The sequence below is a fragment of the Enterobacter sp. BIDMC 30 genome (assembly GCF_000534355.1).
Lineage (GTDB): Bacteria > Pseudomonadota > Gammaproteobacteria > Enterobacterales > Enterobacteriaceae > Enterobacter > Enterobacter ludwigii.
On record NZ_KI973169.1, the window covers coordinates 2,007,296 to 2,022,323 of the forward strand.

The window sequence follows — 15,028 nt, forward strand, 5'->3', positions numbered from 1 at the left end:
TCCTGGGTGATTAGTGCCTTCATGCTGCACCGCCTTCATTCTTCTCGGCTTCGACTGCCATCTGCTCAAGCCGTCGCGATAACTCTGCGGCCAGCGTCTGGAATTCTTCCTCGGTCGCCACCGGTATCGGCACAAAACGAATCCCGATGTGCGCAAGGTGGTTGGCTATTTCGAGGCTTTTTCTCAAATCAACTGGTGAGGCTCTGTTCATGCGGCATTCTCCCCGGGTAATGGTTTAAGACCGTCATTCAGCGTGCGCTCAAGGTTGGACATTATTCCTCGCAGCCTCTTTATCTCTTCATCCGCGCTGAGTCGGCGTGTTGCTTCCCATAGCGTCCTTGTAAGAACATACATAGGGACATTCGGGTCGAGGCCAAGCGCTTTCGCCAAATCTTGCTGAGCGTCAGTTAACCTTTCCTCAGATTCCTCCCGGCGCTTACGTCGGCGTTGCAACTCCTCTTCACTTTCCTGACGCAGGGTCTTCAGCCTTTCATCGTTATCCCTAATGTGCTGCTCAAGGCGCTCCTTCGACCGATGTGCTCGACGAACAAGATCGGCGATTTCGTTGCCATGTCGCTTCATTAGTTTTTGGTCGCTGAGGTAGGTGTTGATTACGCGGCTTTTTATTTGAGTTCTCTCTGCCTGCCGGGTCATGCCATCCATAAGCAGCTTCATCCAGGCATCGCGAGGAAGGGTATCAATCTGGCGCATTGTCGGCCCCTTGAGGGTATGCCATCCAGTTTCCTTCCGGATCATCAAGCCGCAACCATCTGGGATGTCGCTTTTCTTGAGCATGCCTTCAGGAACTGCAAAAACAACGCCGCCTGCGTAGTTGAAGTATTTGGTGTATTTGCCTGCTGTAACGTCAGCCCGGAAATCACTTACGCTGACTTTGACCTCATAAACGACAGGGCAGAACTTGCTGTAGCTGTGAGCAATAGAGTAGACATCAGGTCGGCACGTACCGGCGGGCCCGAGTTGCATGTCTTCCCAGCAGATGCGCGCTGTGTTCTGGCGCAAATGCTCTGCAAGGTCATGAGCAAGCTCGTTATGACCCCATTTCTTTTCGATCATTGGGTTGCTCCTTTGAAAGCAAGAAGGGTTCCCATCGCCTTGTCGACCAGCTTTGTGTTGTGGTACTTGGAGATCGACCAGGTGATGGCAAAGAGTATCCAGCGGAAGTGGCTGGTGTAGGTCTTGAATGTCAATCCGTCGCAGACATCCCACGAACTCCAACTTTCGGGCCAGTCAGCGTTATAAACTGCCTGGTATGCTTCCCAATCATTGCTAAACCCACCGCGGCATAATTCACGGACTACCTCACGAACTTTGGCTTTATCACTGTCTGGAGTATCGTCTTCATCATCCCAGTCTTCGTCTTCCTGCTGGTCTTCTGGAGCATCTTCCAGATATTCGCTCATTGATTCCTTCAGGCTCCGGCAAAAAACATCATGATCGTACTCTTTCGCCAATAGCTCACACGCTGAATAGCCAGCGCCAGCCTCCAGCTTTTCGGACCAGTAACCAGTGTTAATCCCGTCTTGCCACGGACCGAAAAAGTCGAACATGTCCGCGATGCGAGAAAATGTCCAAGTGCCCATGTCGCCGGTAACAGTCAAATATCCCGGCCAGGTGACAATGTCGAAGTAATAACAGGACGTGCCGGGCTGCTTCATGCGCAGGTGGCGGTAGAGACCGTCATCACGGATTATTTCAAGTCGGTGAAAGGCGGTATCAAGCAGAAATCGGGTTGATGTATCGATCTGTCGGCGAATCATTGTTCGGCTCCAAACCGCCCGTTAAGGCGGCCAGTTTTGACGACGAACTCCAGGAGGCTAACTCCCAGAGCTTCAATTTTCTTGTGATGCTTGTTGATGATGGGAGGCACCGTTTCGTTCCAGTTAGGCTTTGGCTTCTTGCGCATGGCCTGCTGGATTTCCTCGGTGCAGCGGCGGCAGGCGGCGCGGATGGCGTTTTCATTTGCTGGTGTCATGCGGCCTCCCTGCGGGCGAGAAGTTTCGCCCCGAAAGCCATCAACTCGTCCCGGTCCACAGTTGCGAAGTGGCAGTGTGTACGCGGATACGGTCGCCAGATGATGAGCATCGACCCTTTGTTGTTGCCGCTTACTGGCTTACCGGTGACCGGGTTGATAAATGCCAGCCGTCCGGCAGTGATGAAGCGAACCTCGCTGGCGGTCTGGATAGCCTCCTTAAACCAGCCAACCGAAGTGTCAGCGGGTACAAGCATAACCGTGCCGATCTGGTTGGCGCTCTCGGCTGCAGCCTTCTTCACGAAAGGGGTGATGTCGCTGTATGGCGGGTTCAGCCAGACGTAGCCGGGAATACTCAGGTAATCAGCCCAGGGCGTTTCCAGCGTGTTCTGCTCGGCTGTAATGAACTTGCGGCACAGCGCGTTATGCGGCGCTGCGGCGGCATCCAGTTGGAAGCAAAACTCAGCATCAAGTGCAGCGAACAAAGCTGGTGGAGTGCGCCAGAGGTCCCGCTGGTCGAGAGGGGTTTTACTTCCACCATAATCACCGTTCAGCTTCTCGGCAGGAAGTGCTGCTGCAATGCGCTCACCAATCCAACGCATTACCGGTACCGCCATGCTGTTGCCGATTGCTTTGTAGCGTGGCCCATCGGCAGCCAGTCGGTAAGCTTCCTCTGCCGTCATGTTCTGGAAGTGATGGCGGAGATATGTGAATTCATCAGCGGTGATCTTCTTACGCTTCACTGTCGGGATCAGGGTGTGGTTATCTGGGAAGCCCTGCAGGCGTTCGCACTCGACAGGAGTCAGGCGGCGAACTGCCATATTTTGCATGATTGCAGGAGCCTGATTGCTCCCGCTATTTGCGCTGGTAAGTGTCGGTGATTGCTCTTCTGCGTAGCCGATGCCACCTGCTTTTGCACCCTGACCTGCCTTGAATGCATAGGCTGCTATCGGCGCTTCGTGGTTGCAGGTGAGCGTAGGTGCGGAGTCATCGGTTTTGATTTCAGCGCCACCCTGACCGTGAGCCATAGCGATAATCGGTGTTCCGCGACCAGTGCCGTTCTCGCTGCCGTCGAAACCTTCGGCTTTCAATGTGTGAGTAATGTCGCCGTTTACTGTCTGGGCGATAATTCCACTGCCTCTCTGGCTGAATAGCTCCTGATTGCTTTGGCCTATTCCTCCAATGTTGTGTGATTGGTTGAGCGTTGGGTGTGGGTTTGCTGGGTCATCCCAGTGGCTACCGACTTTAACGCCGTTTCCAACAGCTTTGGCAGCTGCCTTCCCCGCACTTCTGCTCGGCGCAATATCCCGACGCACGCCGCCGAGCTCAAAAAGTATTTTGCAGGGATCGATATCGGTTCGAGAGCTTGCGACAACAAACACACGTCTGCGTCGTTGGGCCACTCCGAAAAATTGAGCGTCAAGGACGCGCCAGGCGATAACCCTTTCTGGTCCAGACACACAACCTGCGTGCGTCCATTTTCCCCCTGCTGACTGCAGCTCACTGCTTTCTCCGGCAAGTCCTGCCAGAAAGCACCCGAAGGCATTGTCTTTGCTGCTGAGTACGCCGGGGACGTTTTCCCAGACGATGATTGCTTCTGGCTCACCGCGTTCGCGGCGCTTTGCGTCGATTGCATTGGCTAATTCCACGTAAGAGAGGGTTAATTGCCCGCGTTCATCAGACAGGCCTTCACGCAAGCCGGCGATGCTGAATGCCTGGCAAGGCGTGCCGCCGACCAGAATATCAGGCGCCTCGATATCACCAGCGCGCACCGCGTCCGCGATTTTGGTCATGTCGCCGAGGTTTGTTACTTCCGGCCAGTGATTGGCGAGGACAGCAGAGGGGAAGGGTTCGATTTCAGAGAACCAGGCAGGTTTCCAGCTGAGAGGTTCCCACGCTTTACTGGCAGCTTCGATGCCGCTGCACACGCTTCCGTATTTCATGCCGCCTCCTGCCTTTCCCGATATTCCTCAGCGAGCCGCTGAGCCTTTAATGGATTGCTGACCACTTCACCCCATGGCATTAGCCAGCCGTTACCAATGAAGGGAAGGCAGAGAGTGCCAACCCTGATGTCGTCGTGAGCGTGAGTCATTAGTCACTCCTTGAAGCGCCGCCGAGGCCTTTGCGGTTGTCGTTTAGGTATGGGTCAGCTGGCGTGTAGTTGGATGGGGCAGGGGGTGAATCGTCGTTGGCTCTTTCTTGCTGGATGATTTGGTAAAGCTCTTTGCGATCGGCTCGCTCGGAGGGTGAAAGCTTCCGGTCAGGGATTGGCCGGAGAAGATATTTTCGATACTCGGGGGTAAATTTGTTCATTGGTTTTTCCTGACCGGGAGATGCTTCAAAAGGGTATATCGTCGTCGAAGTCCATTGGCGGTTCGTTAGATTGGGCGGGTGCCGACTGCTGCTGTGCGCGAGGCCGTGCGCCGCCGCTGAACTGATTTCCGCCCTGTGCCGGGATGCCACCTGCCGATGCCGCTCCACCGCCCTGACGGCCACCCAGCATCTGCATTGTGCCGCCGACGTTTACTACCACCTCGGTGGTGTACTTCTCGACGCCAGCCTGATCTGTCCATTTGCGGGTTCGCAACTGACCCTCGATATAAACCTGAGAGCCTTTACGCAGGTATTCACCGGCCACCTCTGCCAGCTTTCCGAAGAGAACTACGCGGTGCCATTCCGTTTGCTCTTTCTGCTCGCCAGTGGCCTTATCTCGCCATGACTCTGAGGTGGCCAGCGTCACGCTGCACACTGCGCCGCCGGATGGGAGGTAACGGACCTCGGGGTCTTGACCGAGGGTACCGACGAGGATCACTTTGTTTATGCCTTTGCTAGCCATTTACGCCGCCTGTTTAAGTTCTTTAAGTCGAATGCCAGTAACGTCTTTGCATTTGGCCTGGTGCTCAGCAAATCCGCTCAGTAATTTCCATGTATCTTCATAACGATGCTTTAGCTGATCGCCATCATTTTCCGAACTGGCGTATGCAGTGAATTCGGCGAGGATTTTGTCCGCATCCACTGACTGAGGTGCCTGGTCTTCCTGCTGTTGACCATCATGAGGTTGCTGGTTCTTCTCAATCGGTGCTCCTGATGGCAATGCCCATCCGGGGAGCGCTGGTGCTTTCCAGTAGAACGCGCCAACTTCTTTTGATTTTGCGTAGTGGAAACCGGGCGCACGTGTTGCTGAAACCACTGCGAACCCTTCTTCTAGGTTGTAGAGGTATCGACCGATACCCCATTGCACGGCTGCACGTTTCATGGCACCAGAGCGGCCACCTTTCACAGCTTCAACCTGTGTGTTTTCTGCCGCATCCCACTTGGTGATCCACTCGCCTTCGACTTTTATGGAAATACCGCATTCAACGCCGCCATTGTTCGGAATATCTCGGTACTCGTTACGCCAGCCAGCCTTGCCGCATACTTCATCAAGCCGCTTCATGATTGCGCGGTTGGTTACGTAGGCCAGCACCTTAGCCCAGATGCCGTTATTGTTTTTTCCCGCCTGCTGAATGCGCCACTCAATATCCTCGCTGGCAAATGGCGCATCTAATTCATCAAGGTTCATGTGTAATTCCCCGCAAATTCATCCCAGCTAATGACCGGGTTCTGCCGCTCGGCGGCCAGGTTAACTGGCTCGTCATCACCCTCCGGCTTTTCTGGCAGCACGTCGCGCATAAGGCGCAGGAATGACTCTTCATCCCACCGTTCTGCCGCCGTCATGCTGCACGCTCCTGATGAGTGATGACGTATCCCTGTTCAGCCAGCCACTCGATGACTTCTGCGCCGTCGAGCTGGGGTAGTACGTCACGGGTTTTAACGGTGCCGGCCAGAACAACGCCTTCCATCTCAACTTTGATGGTGTTGTGGGGGCCGACGGATGTGCGCATGTCCACGCACTCGCATGTGATATTCATGATTCACCTCAGTAATGAATTTTCGCGCAGGGGATCAGGTCATCTTTCAGGGCGGTGAGCACTTCGATAGCCTGTTCGCGGGTTAAGCTGGTGTGGCTGGTTAGCGCGTTAACGATGTTGGTGCCGACCGTCTTGCGGTGCTTCACGTCAGCTTCACGTTTTGCCTGTTCGTCGGCTTTGCGCTTCTCTTCGGCCAGACGCGCCGCTTCCTTCTGCTCAGTCTCGCGCTTGATACGATCAGCTTCTTCCTGTGCTTTACGCTTCTCTGCTGCGATGGCTTCTTCCTTTTCGCGCTCAGCATGTTCAGCGTCTTCTTTGCGCTTACGTTCAGCGGCATCAGCGCGAGCCTTCTCATCAGCTTCACGACGAGCTGCAGCTTCCAGATCTGCTTTATGTTTCTCTTCGGCTTCGCGTTTGGCCTTGTCTGCAGCTTCTTGCTTCAATCGCTCTTCGTGCTCACGCTGAGCCTGTTCCGCCAGGCGGCGCTGCTCTTCGCGGTCACGGTCGAAAGCGTCATTCATCAGCAGAGCCATTTCGTGGTCTGCTTCTATCCGCGCGGCAAGCTGGCGGTCGAACTCTTCGTTCATCACCAGCGCTTCGGCGTGCATCGCGTTCATGGCTTCTTCTGCCTTGATGCGCTCCTGCTCGGCTTCCCATTCGGTGAGTGGTTTACGCACTTCATCTTTCAGCGCGTCCAGCCGCTCACGCACAATGCGGCGGCTTTCGTCGATCTGCTTCGGTAGGGCTTTAAGCTCGGCAACCAGATCTTTACCGGCGTTGTCGATGTAGGTTTTGGAACGGGCAACCTTGTGCGCCATGGATGCGATAGAGTCGCGGCCTTTACGGGTCGACACATCCGGTACCAGGCTGCGAGCTTCTTTCTCAATCGCCTCAATAATCGGGTCGAGCTGCTCTATGGTGGTGAATACCGCCATTGCGTTCTGTTTCTCAATGACGACTAAGTCCGTTACTTCGCTCATGGTTTCTCCTGAAATTTGGATGTGCAGATGCCGCCCGCATTAAGCCAGGCCGATCGGTTGATTCGGGTGGTTAGTGCTGGATAGGGTTGCCGTGACCGTCCAGAAGGACGTCAATCACGCAGTCACTGAGGCGGATAATTTCTGCATCGGTGTGCAGATACACCCATTTGCGCTCCTGAATGACTGCTGAGACGCGATAGGTGCGGCCTTCATGCATTGCCATCATGCCGGGCGTGACGCACTGGCGAATGAGCGGGGTAGTGCCGTAGTGGTGCATCATTTTTTACCCTCCACCTGAGCCAGTAAGCCAGCAACGTGCATCTGCCAGCGGTTCAGCGTGACCTGTTCGCGCGGATTGGTGACTGACGTTAACCGCCACTCGTTATTGTTCAGGGCGCAGCGCTTTACGGTGTACTGCTTGCCGTTGTGGGTGACTGTCATGATGCCTCCCGGGCGCGGAGCATGGCGTCAGCCATCTCGTAAGAGATTTCAGCTACTGATTGAGCAAAAATATCCATTCGTCCCTGCGGGTTCTCGGGCTTTGAAGTTAACAATGCAGACTGCATAGCCTTAGCCGCGAAGTAGTCACGTATGCTTATTCCACGACCACCAAAATCTTCGCTATCCCATGAGTTAATTTCAGGAGTGCACACGCCTGATTGTGGAAACGCTGGACCACCAGTTTTGTTGCTCATAAATCCTCTTGGCCTTATCGCGGCGAACGGAACGGTTAATACAAGACTTCTGCGCTAATGGGCGGTGGATGGCCGCCGGTTGTCATAACTAAGCCGCCTCGGTGAAGCGACTGAGGTATGAAAAAAGCCGCTGATTAGGCGGCTTTGATGGTGATGTCATCTGAATCGAGTATTCCTGAAACGTCTACGTGGGTTATTTTTATGCCCTCGCTGCCGTCCATTGGCGGCCAACCCTCAACCCCTTGACTATTTGACCAGTCGAATTCACTCACCACGCCGTAAGTGTTGTAGTTTTGACTCAGTGCAATGAGCAGAGCCTCTTTCGCCAGCATGACCAGCACCGCATTCAAAACTGATCCCTGGCGCTCAAGCCGGTAATCGGCGTTCGACCAGAAATTGTTAATCTCATGCAGCTTTTCATCGGTAATTACGTCGTGGTCTATTTCAACCGTTAGCTCAGCCTTCCAGTCATAATCGACGGTGTATGTTTTAACATTCCCCATACTCTTGCCCTCTGTAGTTACCAACTGATGCGCGCAAAAAAGGCCGCCTAAGCGTGCTATTCGACATCTTTCACCAATTTGAAAATGCTTTGACCGTTAATGCAGTCTTCCATGCCAGATCGACTTCCATTTAAGTGCCTCATCATTGAGCTACCATCTTTCCATGCGTAAGTGACCTCAAGAAGGGTGCCATCGAGTGGGCATTCGTAAACCTGACCAATCTTTTTCATCGGATATGCACTTTTCATCGCCTTACCCTCTGTCGTTATCCGCTGATGCGGGAGAAATGTTTTGGTGCTGGCTCTCCACTTTCAAGTAGCAGAGAAGGCCGTCGTCGCCTTGGTGAGCCATTACCTCACCAACTAGCTGATAACCGTCTGCCAGCCCAAAGCACTTCGCCACACTCTCGCAGTGGCCAGCGCCGGTCGCCCGGTCACCTTTTAAGCTGCTTACGCGTTAACCGGGCGCTAACCGGTAACTCAGTGATGCTTAACGCCTCCTTTCCCTCACTACGCCGCCGTGGGAACCCGACCGTATTAACGCCGTCGTCACGCTGCCTGATAAGGCATCAAGGTGCGGTCTTTCCGCTTTAATGCTTCATTGGAATCACTCCTCTAAGTTGAATCAGCGCCCCATCATCGGAGCGTTTCAAATTGAGTGACTTATCAGCTCATCGCAGCGTGGTCCTCTACACCTACCGTACGCATACGGACTCAGTGCTTACCTCGATCCCATCGGGTGCCATTTCTTTTTGCCAGGAGCGCTACGGCTTGCCTGTCACTCAGTCTGATTTGTTAAAGAAGCAGGCGACTTGCTGTCCGCCGCTGGCTAAGTTCGCTCAGCTGTCGATGTTTCGTTTCGATGAGCTAACAATAGCTAAAGCGATTATTTCAGTCAATCGCCAAAACGATATTTATCATCGATAAAGTGATAATTTATTGAATGTTAAAGCGATATTTTTTTTAAGCGAAGTAGAAAAAAGTGATGTTTAAGGCGGTTTGATGGGAGAGAATTGAAGGTAGTTGAGGGGGGGTATAAAAAAACCGGCTTTCGCCGGCTGTGTAATCAGTTGCAGTTAACTTTCCTGCCTACGAAGATCAAGTCTCCGTACTCGTCATTGGTATTTTTAAATCTAAGAACCTGTCCATTACGGATAAAAGCCCAATAGCGTTGCTTACCTGTGTATCCGCCATAAGAATTTTTTGCGTTCACAAAAACACACGTCGAGTAACCATAAACAAAGTTCCTGTTCTCAACCATAACCTCTTTGCGGAGTGGAGAGAAGTCGCTGAATTTCGCGGAGTCAGGATCCTTTAAGGCATCCTTGATTGTTGCCTTAACCAGCTCTTTATAGTTCTTAGGCTTTTCACCGACATCGGCTGTTTCAAGGTTGATATTCCTTACCTTCTCGGCAAATTCTGCATCATGTTTTTTAGCCTCAGCCATCTTCTGATCGTAATCAGAAGCAATGCGGGCATAAGGTGGTTGCGCACACGCGCTGAGCAATGCAGAGGCGATAACGACAGCTGCTAATCTTTTCATCTTCCCATCCCAGAGTAATTACTGTGTAAAATTTGTTATGCGAATCTTTTATAATCGACTGACTGTCTAAGCAGTACTTTAGCCATGACGTAGAACGCGTCCTCATCTTCAGGCTCGACGTACCATTTTTCGTAAATCGGGTTATCGGATATTACTGCCAGGCGGTCGCGCTGCATCTGCAGGCGCTTAACATGCAGTGTCTTCCCAAATACAAAGACGTATACCCCATCCCCATCAAAGTGAGTAACACCGGTATCAACGAAGATCTGATCACCAGGTGAAATAGTGCCGTCCATGCTATCGCCATTAACTGTGATCACTTTGACGTGCGCAGCTGGGCGGTTGCCGAACAAGGCTCGCGCCTGCTCAGTCGTGTATTCAATGGCTCGGATAGTTTCAATGAAATCGCTGGTGACAATGCTGCCCGGACCAGCGCTGGCTTTAACGTCGAGTACATCCACGCGGTAAATCCCATTCAGTGACGGCTTAACCTGGTATAGCGCAGACGTTTCTCTTGCGCTACTGGAAGCCATTTCCCCTTCACCAGTAGACAGCCACTCCGGCCGCACACCCAGAACAGAGGCAATTTCAACTGTTTTACGGGAGCCGTTTGCTTCCTTGAGTAGCTTATTAACGCTGGACTGAGCCATGCCGACATCTTTGGCTAATCGGCCCTGTGTATATCCAGCATGTTTCATTGCCTGCGCCAGGCGCTCCGAGAATCCCATATTCACCTCTGTTAATGACTCCTTTAACTCTATCGCTCAAGCGATTATTTAGCAAAAAATCGCCTATGCGATTGACATTCGCTAAAGTGATAACCATAATCGCTTTAAACTGATAGCTGAGGTGATTATGAAGACCCCAACAGTAGAGAAGAACTCCGCAGTAGAGAAAGCGATCGCCATCGCTGGCAGCCAGAAAGAACTGGCAAAACGTTGCGGTAAAGCCCAGTCCACTATCTGCGACTGGCTTAACGGAAAGAAACGCATCTCCCCGGTTCACGTTCCTGAACTGGTGAAAGCAGTTGGCGGTGAAATCCAGGCTCACGAATTCCGTCCGGACCTGCCGTCCATCTTTCCACACCCTGACAACCATGTCGCTTAACGGCGGCCCTAACAACGAAAGGGAAAGCAATGCATTCACTTGCGTATCAACACAATACCGGAATACACCCGGGAGCGATGATAAACCGCGCTCAACCTAAGGCGGCGCCAGACCACGAAAAAATCCGCGATGCGGTCCGGGCATGGTCGTCGGCGCTGGACAATCAAGACGTCGTTTCGGCGCTGATCATCAACGAATACCGGGAGCAGGGCGGGACCGCCATCAGCTTTCCGGAAGACATCAGCCGGGCGCGCCAGAAGCTGTTCCGCTTTCTGGATAACCGTTTCGACTCTGAGCAGTACCGCGAGAACGTGCGCCAGCTGACGCCCGCAATCATGGCGGTACTTCCACTGGAATTTCGCAACCGCCTGGCGCCGCAGAACGACACGATGTCGCTGATCGCCTCTGCGATGAAAGAGTGCGCCGAAGCTAAACAGGCCGTGCTGCTGGACGCTCCAGAGCATCAGAAGCTGAAAGAGGTAAGCGAGGGTATAGCGTCGCTGTTCCGCCTCATGCCGGAGCAGGTAGGACCGCTGATGACGATGGTCACGTCGATGCTCGGCGTCATGTAACCGGAGAACACCATGAACCACATCGAATTTATCGAGAAGCATGTGCGCGATGAACTGATTAAACAGGGATTCACCGTAGCAGTGGCTCAGGGGGGGGGCATTTCAGGCAGTAGACATGTACAAGCGTATGTCACAGGCCAGTCGCAAGGGGAGGATTTTCGATGATGTGTTACGACACGCGAAGCTTTGGGCGGAGAAGCAGCAGGTTCCGTCAGACAAGTTCGAAAAGAAGCGCGTTAAGCGTGAGCAGCAGCAGCCTGGTCTGCTCTGAAAAGGCGAAAGCCGCGCTGTTGGTAGCAGCAACGGCTTTCAAGACACTGTGTTACGCCAAGTAACGGGAGTAAGTATGCCAGCAATAAACGAAAAGGCAAATCAGCACGCAACTCATAAATGCTCTTTCTGCGACAGAAGCAATATTGATAGCGACGTGAAAACCATAGTTGCCGGTCCAGGCGTTGCTATCTGCGATAACTGCATTCTGCTTTGTGTCGAAATTATCTTCAAGAAAGGCGGGGAGGCTGCAGATGAACTTAGCAATTAACAATATCTCACCAATCAGGCCTGATTTGCAGGTCGTGGAGCCGCGCGTGGCAGATCTTGATGATGGCTATACGCGTATTGCCAATGAACTTCTGGAGGCTGTCATGCTGGCTGGATTGTCTCAGCATCAGTTGCTGGTCTTCATGGCTGTAATGCGTAAAACATACGGTTTCAACAAAAAAGCTGACTGGGTTAGTAACGATCAGTTATCTGCCCTTACCGGCATTCTTCCTCACAAATGCTCTGCTGCTAAAAGCTCGTTAGTGAAGCGTGGAGTATTTACCCAAATCGGGAGATCTGTCGGCATTAACAAAACGGTTAGTGAATGGGTGAAATTACCCAAAACCGGTAATGAAAACAAACGTTACCTGAAAGAGGTAAATTTACCTGAATCAGGTAAGGAATGTTTACCCGAATCAGGTAACGACACTTACCCAAATAAGGTAAACACAAAAGACAAACATACAAAAGACAATAAAGACAATATTAATAAACCCCCTAAATCCCCCAAACCGGCTTCGTTCGATCCGGCTGGTGTTGACCTTCCTGAATGGCTGTCAGTTTCAGTCTGGAAGTCATGGGTCGATTATCGTCGTGACCTGAAGAAACCGATCAAGTCTCAGCAGACGGTTACCCAGGCCATCAACCTGCTTGAACGTTGCAAGTGCAGCGGATATCAGCCTGAAGAAATCATCAACCAGAGCATCGCAAACGGCTGGCAGGGCTTGTTTGAGCCGAAGGGTTCTAAACAGCCTGTGCGCACTGCGTCTCGCGTATCTGAGAACTTTGCTGGCAAAGACTACGGCCAGACTGAAATTCCTGCATGGGCGAGGGACTGATCATGACGCTGGATGAAAAAATCAATCAACTTGAGAAACGCATTACTGAGCTGAGCCAGCCGCCAGTTCAGCATGAAGATATCGAGCTAACTATCAGCACCGAGAACTGCGAAACGCATGGCCCCTTTGAATGCAGGACAAGGCATTTCTTAAACTCTGTCGTGAAGATCCCCCCGCGACCAAGCTGCTGCCCTGAATGCCTCAAAGAGGAGTTAGGCCGCTTGCAGGCGGAAAGAATTAGCATCAACGAAGCAGCCCGAAAAAGAAACATCGAGCGACTGCTGGATGGCCTGAGCATCCCGGCGAGGTTCGAATCCTGCTCGCTGGAGAATTATGAACCGGTGAACGAAGAGGCGAAACGCGCCCTGAGGGTCTGCCAGGCATACGCCAACCGCTGGCCTGAGCGTTTGCAGAAGGGTGGTGGACTGGTGATGTGTGGCAAGCCAGGAACCGGTAAGAACCACCTCGCGTTGGCTATCGCCCGGCATGCGATCACCGAGCACCAAAGCTCAGCTGTGTTCACCACCGCGCTGAAAATTGCCCGTGAGTACAAGTCGACATGGTCGAAGGGGTCAAGCCGTACTGAAGACGAAGTGATCCGTTACTTCACGAAGCCCGACCTGCTGATTATCGACGAGGTCGGCGTGCAGTTCGGAAGCGACGCCGAAAAGTTGATCATGTTCGAAATCATCAACACCCGATATGAGCGTATGAAGCCGACCATTCTGATAAGCAACCAGACCCGGGAAGAACTGGCTGCATTCATCGGCGAGCGCGTTCTTGATCGCATGAGCGACGGCGGCGGATGCACCCTCTCATTCACCTGGGATTCATACCGTTCTAAGGGGGCAGCATGAAAGGCAAACAGGCAATTCTGCGTTATCTCGAAACGCACCGGACTTTCACTGCGAAGGATGTGGCCACAGAGTGTGGCATGACCATCAACTGCATCACGAAGAACGCTATCGATCTGGAGCGGGCCCGGAAGATTGTGCGTGTGAGCAAGGTCTGGCGAACGGTGACTTATCGCCTGGCGACGCCTGAAGAGCAGGCTTGTACAGCGCGCAGCTGCACCAACGGAATATTTCAGGAGTGCCGCAACAGCGCGGCTATGAAGCGGGTATTGATGGTTTGGGGGAGGGTAGGGGTATGAGCATGATGGATTTCGCAGAAACTAAAAAGGCGATCGATGCCATCACAACCGATTGGTCTATCCGTGGGCCGTTTCATGAAGACGATGGGAAATATTACGCCTTGCTTCGTGGAGAGTGGATTGGTGGCGGGTATATCGGAAAACGGAAGGCTCTTGATGCCATTCTCGAAAAGTTAACCCAGGAGGCTGCCCAATGAGCAACATCGACAAACAGGCTAAGTCCGTCATTCGTGAATTGATAGACGATGCACGAGCCAGGCGACTTGGGAAGTTGATTATCACGGCAGACGAAATGGAAGCACTGCTGGATGAGCTGGAAGCCAAAGACGCGCAAATAGTCAATCTTACAGTCGAGCGCGATGCTCTTCGTGAAGGAGTGATGGGACACGCGAAGCACAGTAATACGCGTGCTGCAGCCGATATCTATTTCCAGTTGGTTGAAGAGTGTGAAATCCCTCTTGGCGGTTCACTGGTTGAATATGTAAGCGATCTGCGTGAACGCGCCGCCATGCTTCAGGGTGCCGAACCTGTAAGTAATCGTGATGAGTTGCCGCTTGATTATCTGCAGGGGCACAAAGACGGCCTTGAATGGGCGGCTCAGCTCGCAGAAGCAAACCATCCGCATACAGGAGACTGGCTTTACGATGACCCGCTGGAGTTAGCTAAGGCGATCCGCAAGGGGCCGGAGATGCCTGAAGGTGGCAACTCTCCGGTGATTCCGGATGGTTGGGTGCTGGTTCCGAAGGAGCCAACGCCAGCGATGCTTAATGCCGCCTGGGTTTCACATGGCATTTACCATGCTTCTGCTTATCGCACGATGCTCGCAGCAGCACCGCAGCAGGAGGTGAAGAATGGCTAACCTCCAGCTGGCAGTTAACGGTGAATACTTCGACCAGATGAAGCGCGGAGAGAAAAAGTTTGAGTATCGACTACTCAATGATTACTGGCGCAAGAGACTGGTTAACAGGGAATATGACCGGTTGATTATTACTCGCGGATATCCACGCGCTGATGATGCTGAGCGTAGGATTGATGTCCCTTATCGAGGCTACAAACTGCAGTCAATCATTCATCAGCATTTTGGTGACGACCCCGTGAATGTATTCGCTATAAGGGTTGATATCAATGCCTAACCCATTCGACGCAGTAATGTTCGTGCTGCTGGCAATCGGTGTCCTGCAGCGGCTGGCGTAATG

At 52.8% G+C, this 15,028-nt stretch carries 28 protein-coding genes; 10 read left to right on the top strand and 18 right to left on the bottom strand.

Annotation, left to right across the window (positions count from 1 at the left end; translation table 11 throughout):
• Window positions 1–19 precede the first annotated feature (19 nt).
• The 18 genes from L466_RS12870 to L466_RS12800 form a co-directional block, all read right to left on the bottom strand.
• Window positions 20–211 carry a DUF1382 family protein gene (locus tag L466_RS12870; protein WP_022650956.1) on the bottom strand — a complete coding sequence of 64 codons (192 nt, stop codon included), beginning with the start codon at window positions 209–211 and terminating at the stop codon, window positions 20–22.
• Complete coding sequence (locus L466_RS22750; RefSeq protein ID WP_050594868.1) at window positions 208–1,074, bottom strand: MmcB family DNA repair protein; 867 nt, start codon at window positions 1,072–1,074, stop codon at window positions 208–210. Before L466_RS22750 ends, L466_RS12870 begins: the two co-directional genes overlap by 4 nt.
• On the bottom strand, window positions 1,071–1,778 hold the full coding sequence (locus L466_RS12865) for a hypothetical protein (protein WP_032680688.1): 708 nt from the start codon (window positions 1,776–1,778) through the stop codon (window positions 1,071–1,073). The genes L466_RS22750 and L466_RS12865 overlap by 4 nt, the downstream gene beginning before the upstream one ends.
• On the bottom strand, window positions 1,775–1,993 hold the full coding sequence (locus L466_RS12860; protein WP_032680689.1) for a hypothetical protein: 219 nt from the start codon (window positions 1,991–1,993) through the stop codon (window positions 1,775–1,777). The genes L466_RS12865 and L466_RS12860 overlap by 4 nt, the downstream gene beginning before the upstream one ends.
• Window positions 1,990–3,933 carry a phage N-6-adenine-methyltransferase gene (locus L466_RS0122395; RefSeq protein ID WP_071993100.1) on the bottom strand — a complete coding sequence of 648 codons (1,944 nt, stop codon included), beginning with the start codon at window positions 3,931–3,933 and terminating at the stop codon, window positions 1,990–1,992. The genes L466_RS12860 and L466_RS0122395 overlap by 4 nt, the downstream gene beginning before the upstream one ends.
• Window positions 3,930–4,082: a DUF1317 family protein gene (locus L466_RS12855; protein ID WP_006809793.1), complete on the bottom strand. Its 153-nt coding sequence runs from the start codon at window positions 4,080–4,082 to the stop codon at window positions 3,930–3,932. The genes L466_RS0122395 and L466_RS12855 overlap by 4 nt, the downstream gene beginning before the upstream one ends.
• A complete protein-coding gene (locus L466_RS12850; RefSeq protein ID WP_032671017.1) occupies window positions 4,082–4,303 on the bottom strand; it encodes a hypothetical protein in 222 nt (73 codons plus the stop codon). Before L466_RS12850 ends, L466_RS12855 begins: the two co-directional genes overlap by 1 nt.
• Before the next feature lie 25 nt (window positions 4,304–4,328).
• The gene (locus tag L466_RS12845; protein WP_032680690.1) at window positions 4,329–4,826 is read right to left on the bottom strand and encodes a single-stranded DNA-binding protein; all 498 of its coding nucleotides are present in this window, start codon (window positions 4,824–4,826) and stop codon (window positions 4,329–4,331) included.
• On the bottom strand, window positions 4,827–5,552 hold the full coding sequence (locus L466_RS12840) for a Rad52/Rad22 family DNA repair protein (protein ID WP_032680691.1): 726 nt from the start codon (window positions 5,550–5,552) through the stop codon (window positions 4,827–4,829).
• The gene (locus tag L466_RS23800; RefSeq protein WP_157959561.1) at window positions 5,549–5,707 is read right to left on the bottom strand and encodes a hypothetical protein; all 159 of its coding nucleotides are present in this window, start codon (window positions 5,705–5,707) and stop codon (window positions 5,549–5,551) included. Before L466_RS23800 ends, L466_RS12840 begins: the two co-directional genes overlap by 4 nt.
• Complete coding sequence (locus tag L466_RS12835; RefSeq protein ID WP_001303341.1) at window positions 5,704–5,901, bottom strand: hypothetical protein; 198 nt, start codon at window positions 5,899–5,901, stop codon at window positions 5,704–5,706. The genes L466_RS23800 and L466_RS12835 overlap by 4 nt, the downstream gene beginning before the upstream one ends.
• Before the next feature lie 8 nt (window positions 5,902–5,909).
• A complete protein-coding gene (locus tag L466_RS12830; RefSeq protein ID WP_032680692.1) occupies window positions 5,910–6,881 on the bottom strand; it encodes a hypothetical protein in 972 nt (323 codons plus the stop codon).
• A gap of 70 nt (window positions 6,882–6,951) precedes the next feature.
• A complete protein-coding gene (locus L466_RS12825) occupies window positions 6,952–7,161 on the bottom strand; it encodes a hypothetical protein (RefSeq protein WP_001514158.1) in 210 nt (69 codons plus the stop codon).
• A complete protein-coding gene (locus L466_RS23805; protein ID WP_032680693.1) occupies window positions 7,158–7,322 on the bottom strand; it encodes a hypothetical protein in 165 nt (54 codons plus the stop codon). The genes L466_RS12825 and L466_RS23805 overlap by 4 nt, the downstream gene beginning before the upstream one ends.
• The gene (locus L466_RS0122400; protein WP_032680694.1) at window positions 7,319–7,576 is read right to left on the bottom strand and encodes a hypothetical protein; all 258 of its coding nucleotides are present in this window, start codon (window positions 7,574–7,576) and stop codon (window positions 7,319–7,321) included. Before L466_RS0122400 ends, L466_RS23805 begins: the two co-directional genes overlap by 4 nt.
• A 134-nt stretch (window positions 7,577–7,710) precedes the next feature.
• On the bottom strand, window positions 7,711–8,079 hold the full coding sequence (locus tag L466_RS12815) for a DUF2528 family protein (protein WP_032680695.1): 369 nt from the start codon (window positions 8,077–8,079) through the stop codon (window positions 7,711–7,713).
• A gap of 1,065 nt (window positions 8,080–9,144) precedes the next feature.
• Window positions 9,145–9,621 (bottom strand): putative periplasmic lipoprotein, encoded by a 477-nt coding sequence (locus tag L466_RS12805; RefSeq protein ID WP_032680697.1) that lies wholly within the window; start codon window positions 9,619–9,621, stop codon window positions 9,145–9,147.
• Window positions 9,622–9,656: 35 nt separating this feature from the next.
• A complete protein-coding gene (locus L466_RS12800; protein ID WP_032680698.1) occupies window positions 9,657–10,349 on the bottom strand; it encodes an XRE family transcriptional regulator in 693 nt (230 codons plus the stop codon).
• A gap of 127 nt (window positions 10,350–10,476) precedes the next feature.
• Here L466_RS12800 and L466_RS12795 point away from each other — a divergent pair, with 127 nt between their 5' ends.
• From L466_RS12795 to L466_RS12765, 10 genes are all read left to right on the top strand, one after another.
• Window positions 10,477–10,728: a transcriptional regulator gene (locus L466_RS12795; protein WP_032680699.1), complete on the top strand. Its 252-nt coding sequence runs from the start codon at window positions 10,477–10,479 to the stop codon at window positions 10,726–10,728.
• A 29-nt stretch (window positions 10,729–10,757) separates the two neighbouring features.
• Window positions 10,758–11,300 carry a toxin YdaT domain-containing protein gene (locus tag L466_RS12790; RefSeq protein ID WP_032680701.1) on the top strand — a complete coding sequence of 181 codons (543 nt, stop codon included), beginning with the start codon at window positions 10,758–10,760 and terminating at the stop codon, window positions 11,298–11,300.
• A 115-nt stretch (window positions 11,301–11,415) separates the two neighbouring features.
• On the top strand, window positions 11,416–11,571 hold the full coding sequence (locus L466_RS23810; RefSeq protein WP_181013011.1) for a hypothetical protein: 156 nt from the start codon (window positions 11,416–11,418) through the stop codon (window positions 11,569–11,571).
• Window positions 11,572–11,646: 75 nt separating this feature from the next.
• The gene (locus L466_RS23075; RefSeq protein WP_047721649.1) at window positions 11,647–11,841 is read left to right on the top strand and encodes a ClpX C4-type zinc finger protein; all 195 of its coding nucleotides are present in this window, start codon (window positions 11,647–11,649) and stop codon (window positions 11,839–11,841) included.
• On the top strand, window positions 11,825–12,679 hold the full coding sequence (locus L466_RS12785) for a replication protein (protein ID WP_032680702.1): 855 nt from the start codon (window positions 11,825–11,827) through the stop codon (window positions 12,677–12,679). The genes L466_RS23075 and L466_RS12785 overlap by 17 nt, the downstream gene beginning before the upstream one ends.
• A complete protein-coding gene (locus L466_RS12780; RefSeq protein ID WP_032680703.1) occupies window positions 12,664–13,536 on the top strand; it encodes an ATP-binding protein in 873 nt (290 codons plus the stop codon). The genes L466_RS12785 and L466_RS12780 overlap by 16 nt, the downstream gene beginning before the upstream one ends.
• Window positions 13,533–13,832 carry a hypothetical protein gene (locus L466_RS12775; RefSeq protein WP_032680704.1) on the top strand — a complete coding sequence of 100 codons (300 nt, stop codon included), beginning with the start codon at window positions 13,533–13,535 and terminating at the stop codon, window positions 13,830–13,832. The genes L466_RS12780 and L466_RS12775 overlap by 4 nt, the downstream gene beginning before the upstream one ends.
• A complete protein-coding gene (locus tag L466_RS12770) occupies window positions 13,829–14,029 on the top strand; it encodes a hypothetical protein (protein ID WP_032680705.1) in 201 nt (66 codons plus the stop codon). Before L466_RS12775 ends, L466_RS12770 begins: the two co-directional genes overlap by 4 nt.
• A complete protein-coding gene (locus tag L466_RS23935; protein WP_255344410.1) occupies window positions 14,026–14,691 on the top strand; it encodes a hypothetical protein in 666 nt (221 codons plus the stop codon). The genes L466_RS12770 and L466_RS23935 overlap by 4 nt, the downstream gene beginning before the upstream one ends.
• Window positions 14,684–14,965: an ASCH domain-containing protein gene (locus tag L466_RS12765; RefSeq protein ID WP_032680706.1), complete on the top strand. Its 282-nt coding sequence runs from the start codon at window positions 14,684–14,686 to the stop codon at window positions 14,963–14,965. The genes L466_RS23935 and L466_RS12765 overlap by 8 nt, the downstream gene beginning before the upstream one ends.
• Window positions 14,966–15,028: the final 63 nt, after the last annotated feature.

Excerpts from the sequence above, each read along its gene's own strand:
- L466_RS12870 (WP_022650956.1), bottom strand. The coding sequence starts at position 211 with ATGAACAGAGCCTCACCAGTTGATTTGAGAAAAAGCCTCGAAATAGCC.
- L466_RS22750 (WP_050594868.1), bottom strand. The coding sequence starts at position 1,074 with ATGATCGAAAAGAAATGGGGTCATAACGAGCTTGCTCATGACCTTGCA.
- L466_RS12865 (WP_032680688.1), bottom strand. The coding sequence starts at position 1,778 with ATGATTCGCCGACAGATCGATACATCAACCCGATTTCTGCTTGATACC.
- L466_RS12860 (WP_032680689.1), bottom strand. The coding sequence starts at position 1,993 with ATGACACCAGCAAATGAAAACGCCATCCGCGCCGCCTGCCGCCGCTGC.
- L466_RS0122395 (WP_071993100.1), bottom strand. The coding sequence starts at position 3,933 with ATGAAATACGGAAGCGTGTGCAGCGGCATCGAAGCTGCCAGTAAAGCG.
- L466_RS12855 (WP_006809793.1), bottom strand. The coding sequence starts at position 4,082 with ATGACTCACGCTCACGACGACATCAGGGTTGGCACTCTCTGCCTTCCC.
- L466_RS12850 (WP_032671017.1), bottom strand. The coding sequence starts at position 4,303 with ATGAACAAATTTACCCCCGAGTATCGAAAATATCTTCTCCGGCCAATC.
- L466_RS12845 (WP_032680690.1), bottom strand. The coding sequence starts at position 4,826 with ATGGCTAGCAAAGGCATAAACAAAGTGATCCTCGTCGGTACCCTCGGT.
- L466_RS12840 (WP_032680691.1), bottom strand. The coding sequence starts at position 5,552 with ATGAACCTTGATGAATTAGATGCGCCATTTGCCAGCGAGGATATTGAG.
- L466_RS23800 (WP_157959561.1), bottom strand. The coding sequence starts at position 5,707 with ATGACGGCGGCAGAACGGTGGGATGAAGAGTCATTCCTGCGCCTTATG.
- L466_RS12835 (WP_001303341.1), bottom strand. The coding sequence starts at position 5,901 with ATGAATATCACATGCGAGTGCGTGGACATGCGCACATCCGTCGGCCCC.
- L466_RS12830 (WP_032680692.1), bottom strand. The coding sequence starts at position 6,881 with ATGAGCGAAGTAACGGACTTAGTCGTCATTGAGAAACAGAACGCAATG.
- L466_RS12825 (WP_001514158.1), bottom strand. The coding sequence starts at position 7,161 with ATGATGCACCACTACGGCACTACCCCGCTCATTCGCCAGTGCGTCACG.
- L466_RS23805 (WP_032680693.1), bottom strand. The coding sequence starts at position 7,322 with ATGACAGTCACCCACAACGGCAAGCAGTACACCGTAAAGCGCTGCGCC.
- L466_RS0122400 (WP_032680694.1), bottom strand. The coding sequence starts at position 7,576 with ATGAGCAACAAAACTGGTGGTCCAGCGTTTCCACAATCAGGCGTGTGC.
- L466_RS12815 (WP_032680695.1), bottom strand. The coding sequence starts at position 8,079 with ATGGGGAATGTTAAAACATACACCGTCGATTATGACTGGAAGGCTGAG.
- L466_RS12805 (WP_032680697.1), bottom strand. The coding sequence starts at position 9,621 with ATGAAAAGATTAGCAGCTGTCGTTATCGCCTCTGCATTGCTCAGCGCG.
- L466_RS12800 (WP_032680698.1), bottom strand. The coding sequence starts at position 10,349 with ATGGGATTCTCGGAGCGCCTGGCGCAGGCAATGAAACATGCTGGATAT.
- L466_RS12795 (WP_032680699.1), top strand. The coding sequence starts at position 10,477 with ATGAAGACCCCAACAGTAGAGAAGAACTCCGCAGTAGAGAAAGCGATC.
- L466_RS12790 (WP_032680701.1), top strand. The coding sequence starts at position 10,758 with ATGCATTCACTTGCGTATCAACACAATACCGGAATACACCCGGGAGCG.
- L466_RS23810 (WP_181013011.1), top strand. The coding sequence starts at position 11,416 with ATGTACAAGCGTATGTCACAGGCCAGTCGCAAGGGGAGGATTTTCGAT.
- L466_RS23075 (WP_047721649.1), top strand. The coding sequence starts at position 11,647 with ATGCCAGCAATAAACGAAAAGGCAAATCAGCACGCAACTCATAAATGC.
- L466_RS12785 (WP_032680702.1), top strand. The coding sequence starts at position 11,825 with ATGAACTTAGCAATTAACAATATCTCACCAATCAGGCCTGATTTGCAG.
- L466_RS12780 (WP_032680703.1), top strand. The coding sequence starts at position 12,664 with ATGGGCGAGGGACTGATCATGACGCTGGATGAAAAAATCAATCAACTT.
- L466_RS12775 (WP_032680704.1), top strand. The coding sequence starts at position 13,533 with ATGAAAGGCAAACAGGCAATTCTGCGTTATCTCGAAACGCACCGGACT.
- L466_RS12770 (WP_032680705.1), top strand. The coding sequence starts at position 13,829 with ATGAGCATGATGGATTTCGCAGAAACTAAAAAGGCGATCGATGCCATC.
- L466_RS23935 (WP_255344410.1), top strand. The coding sequence starts at position 14,026 with ATGAGCAACATCGACAAACAGGCTAAGTCCGTCATTCGTGAATTGATA.
- L466_RS12765 (WP_032680706.1), top strand. The coding sequence starts at position 14,684 with ATGGCTAACCTCCAGCTGGCAGTTAACGGTGAATACTTCGACCAGATG.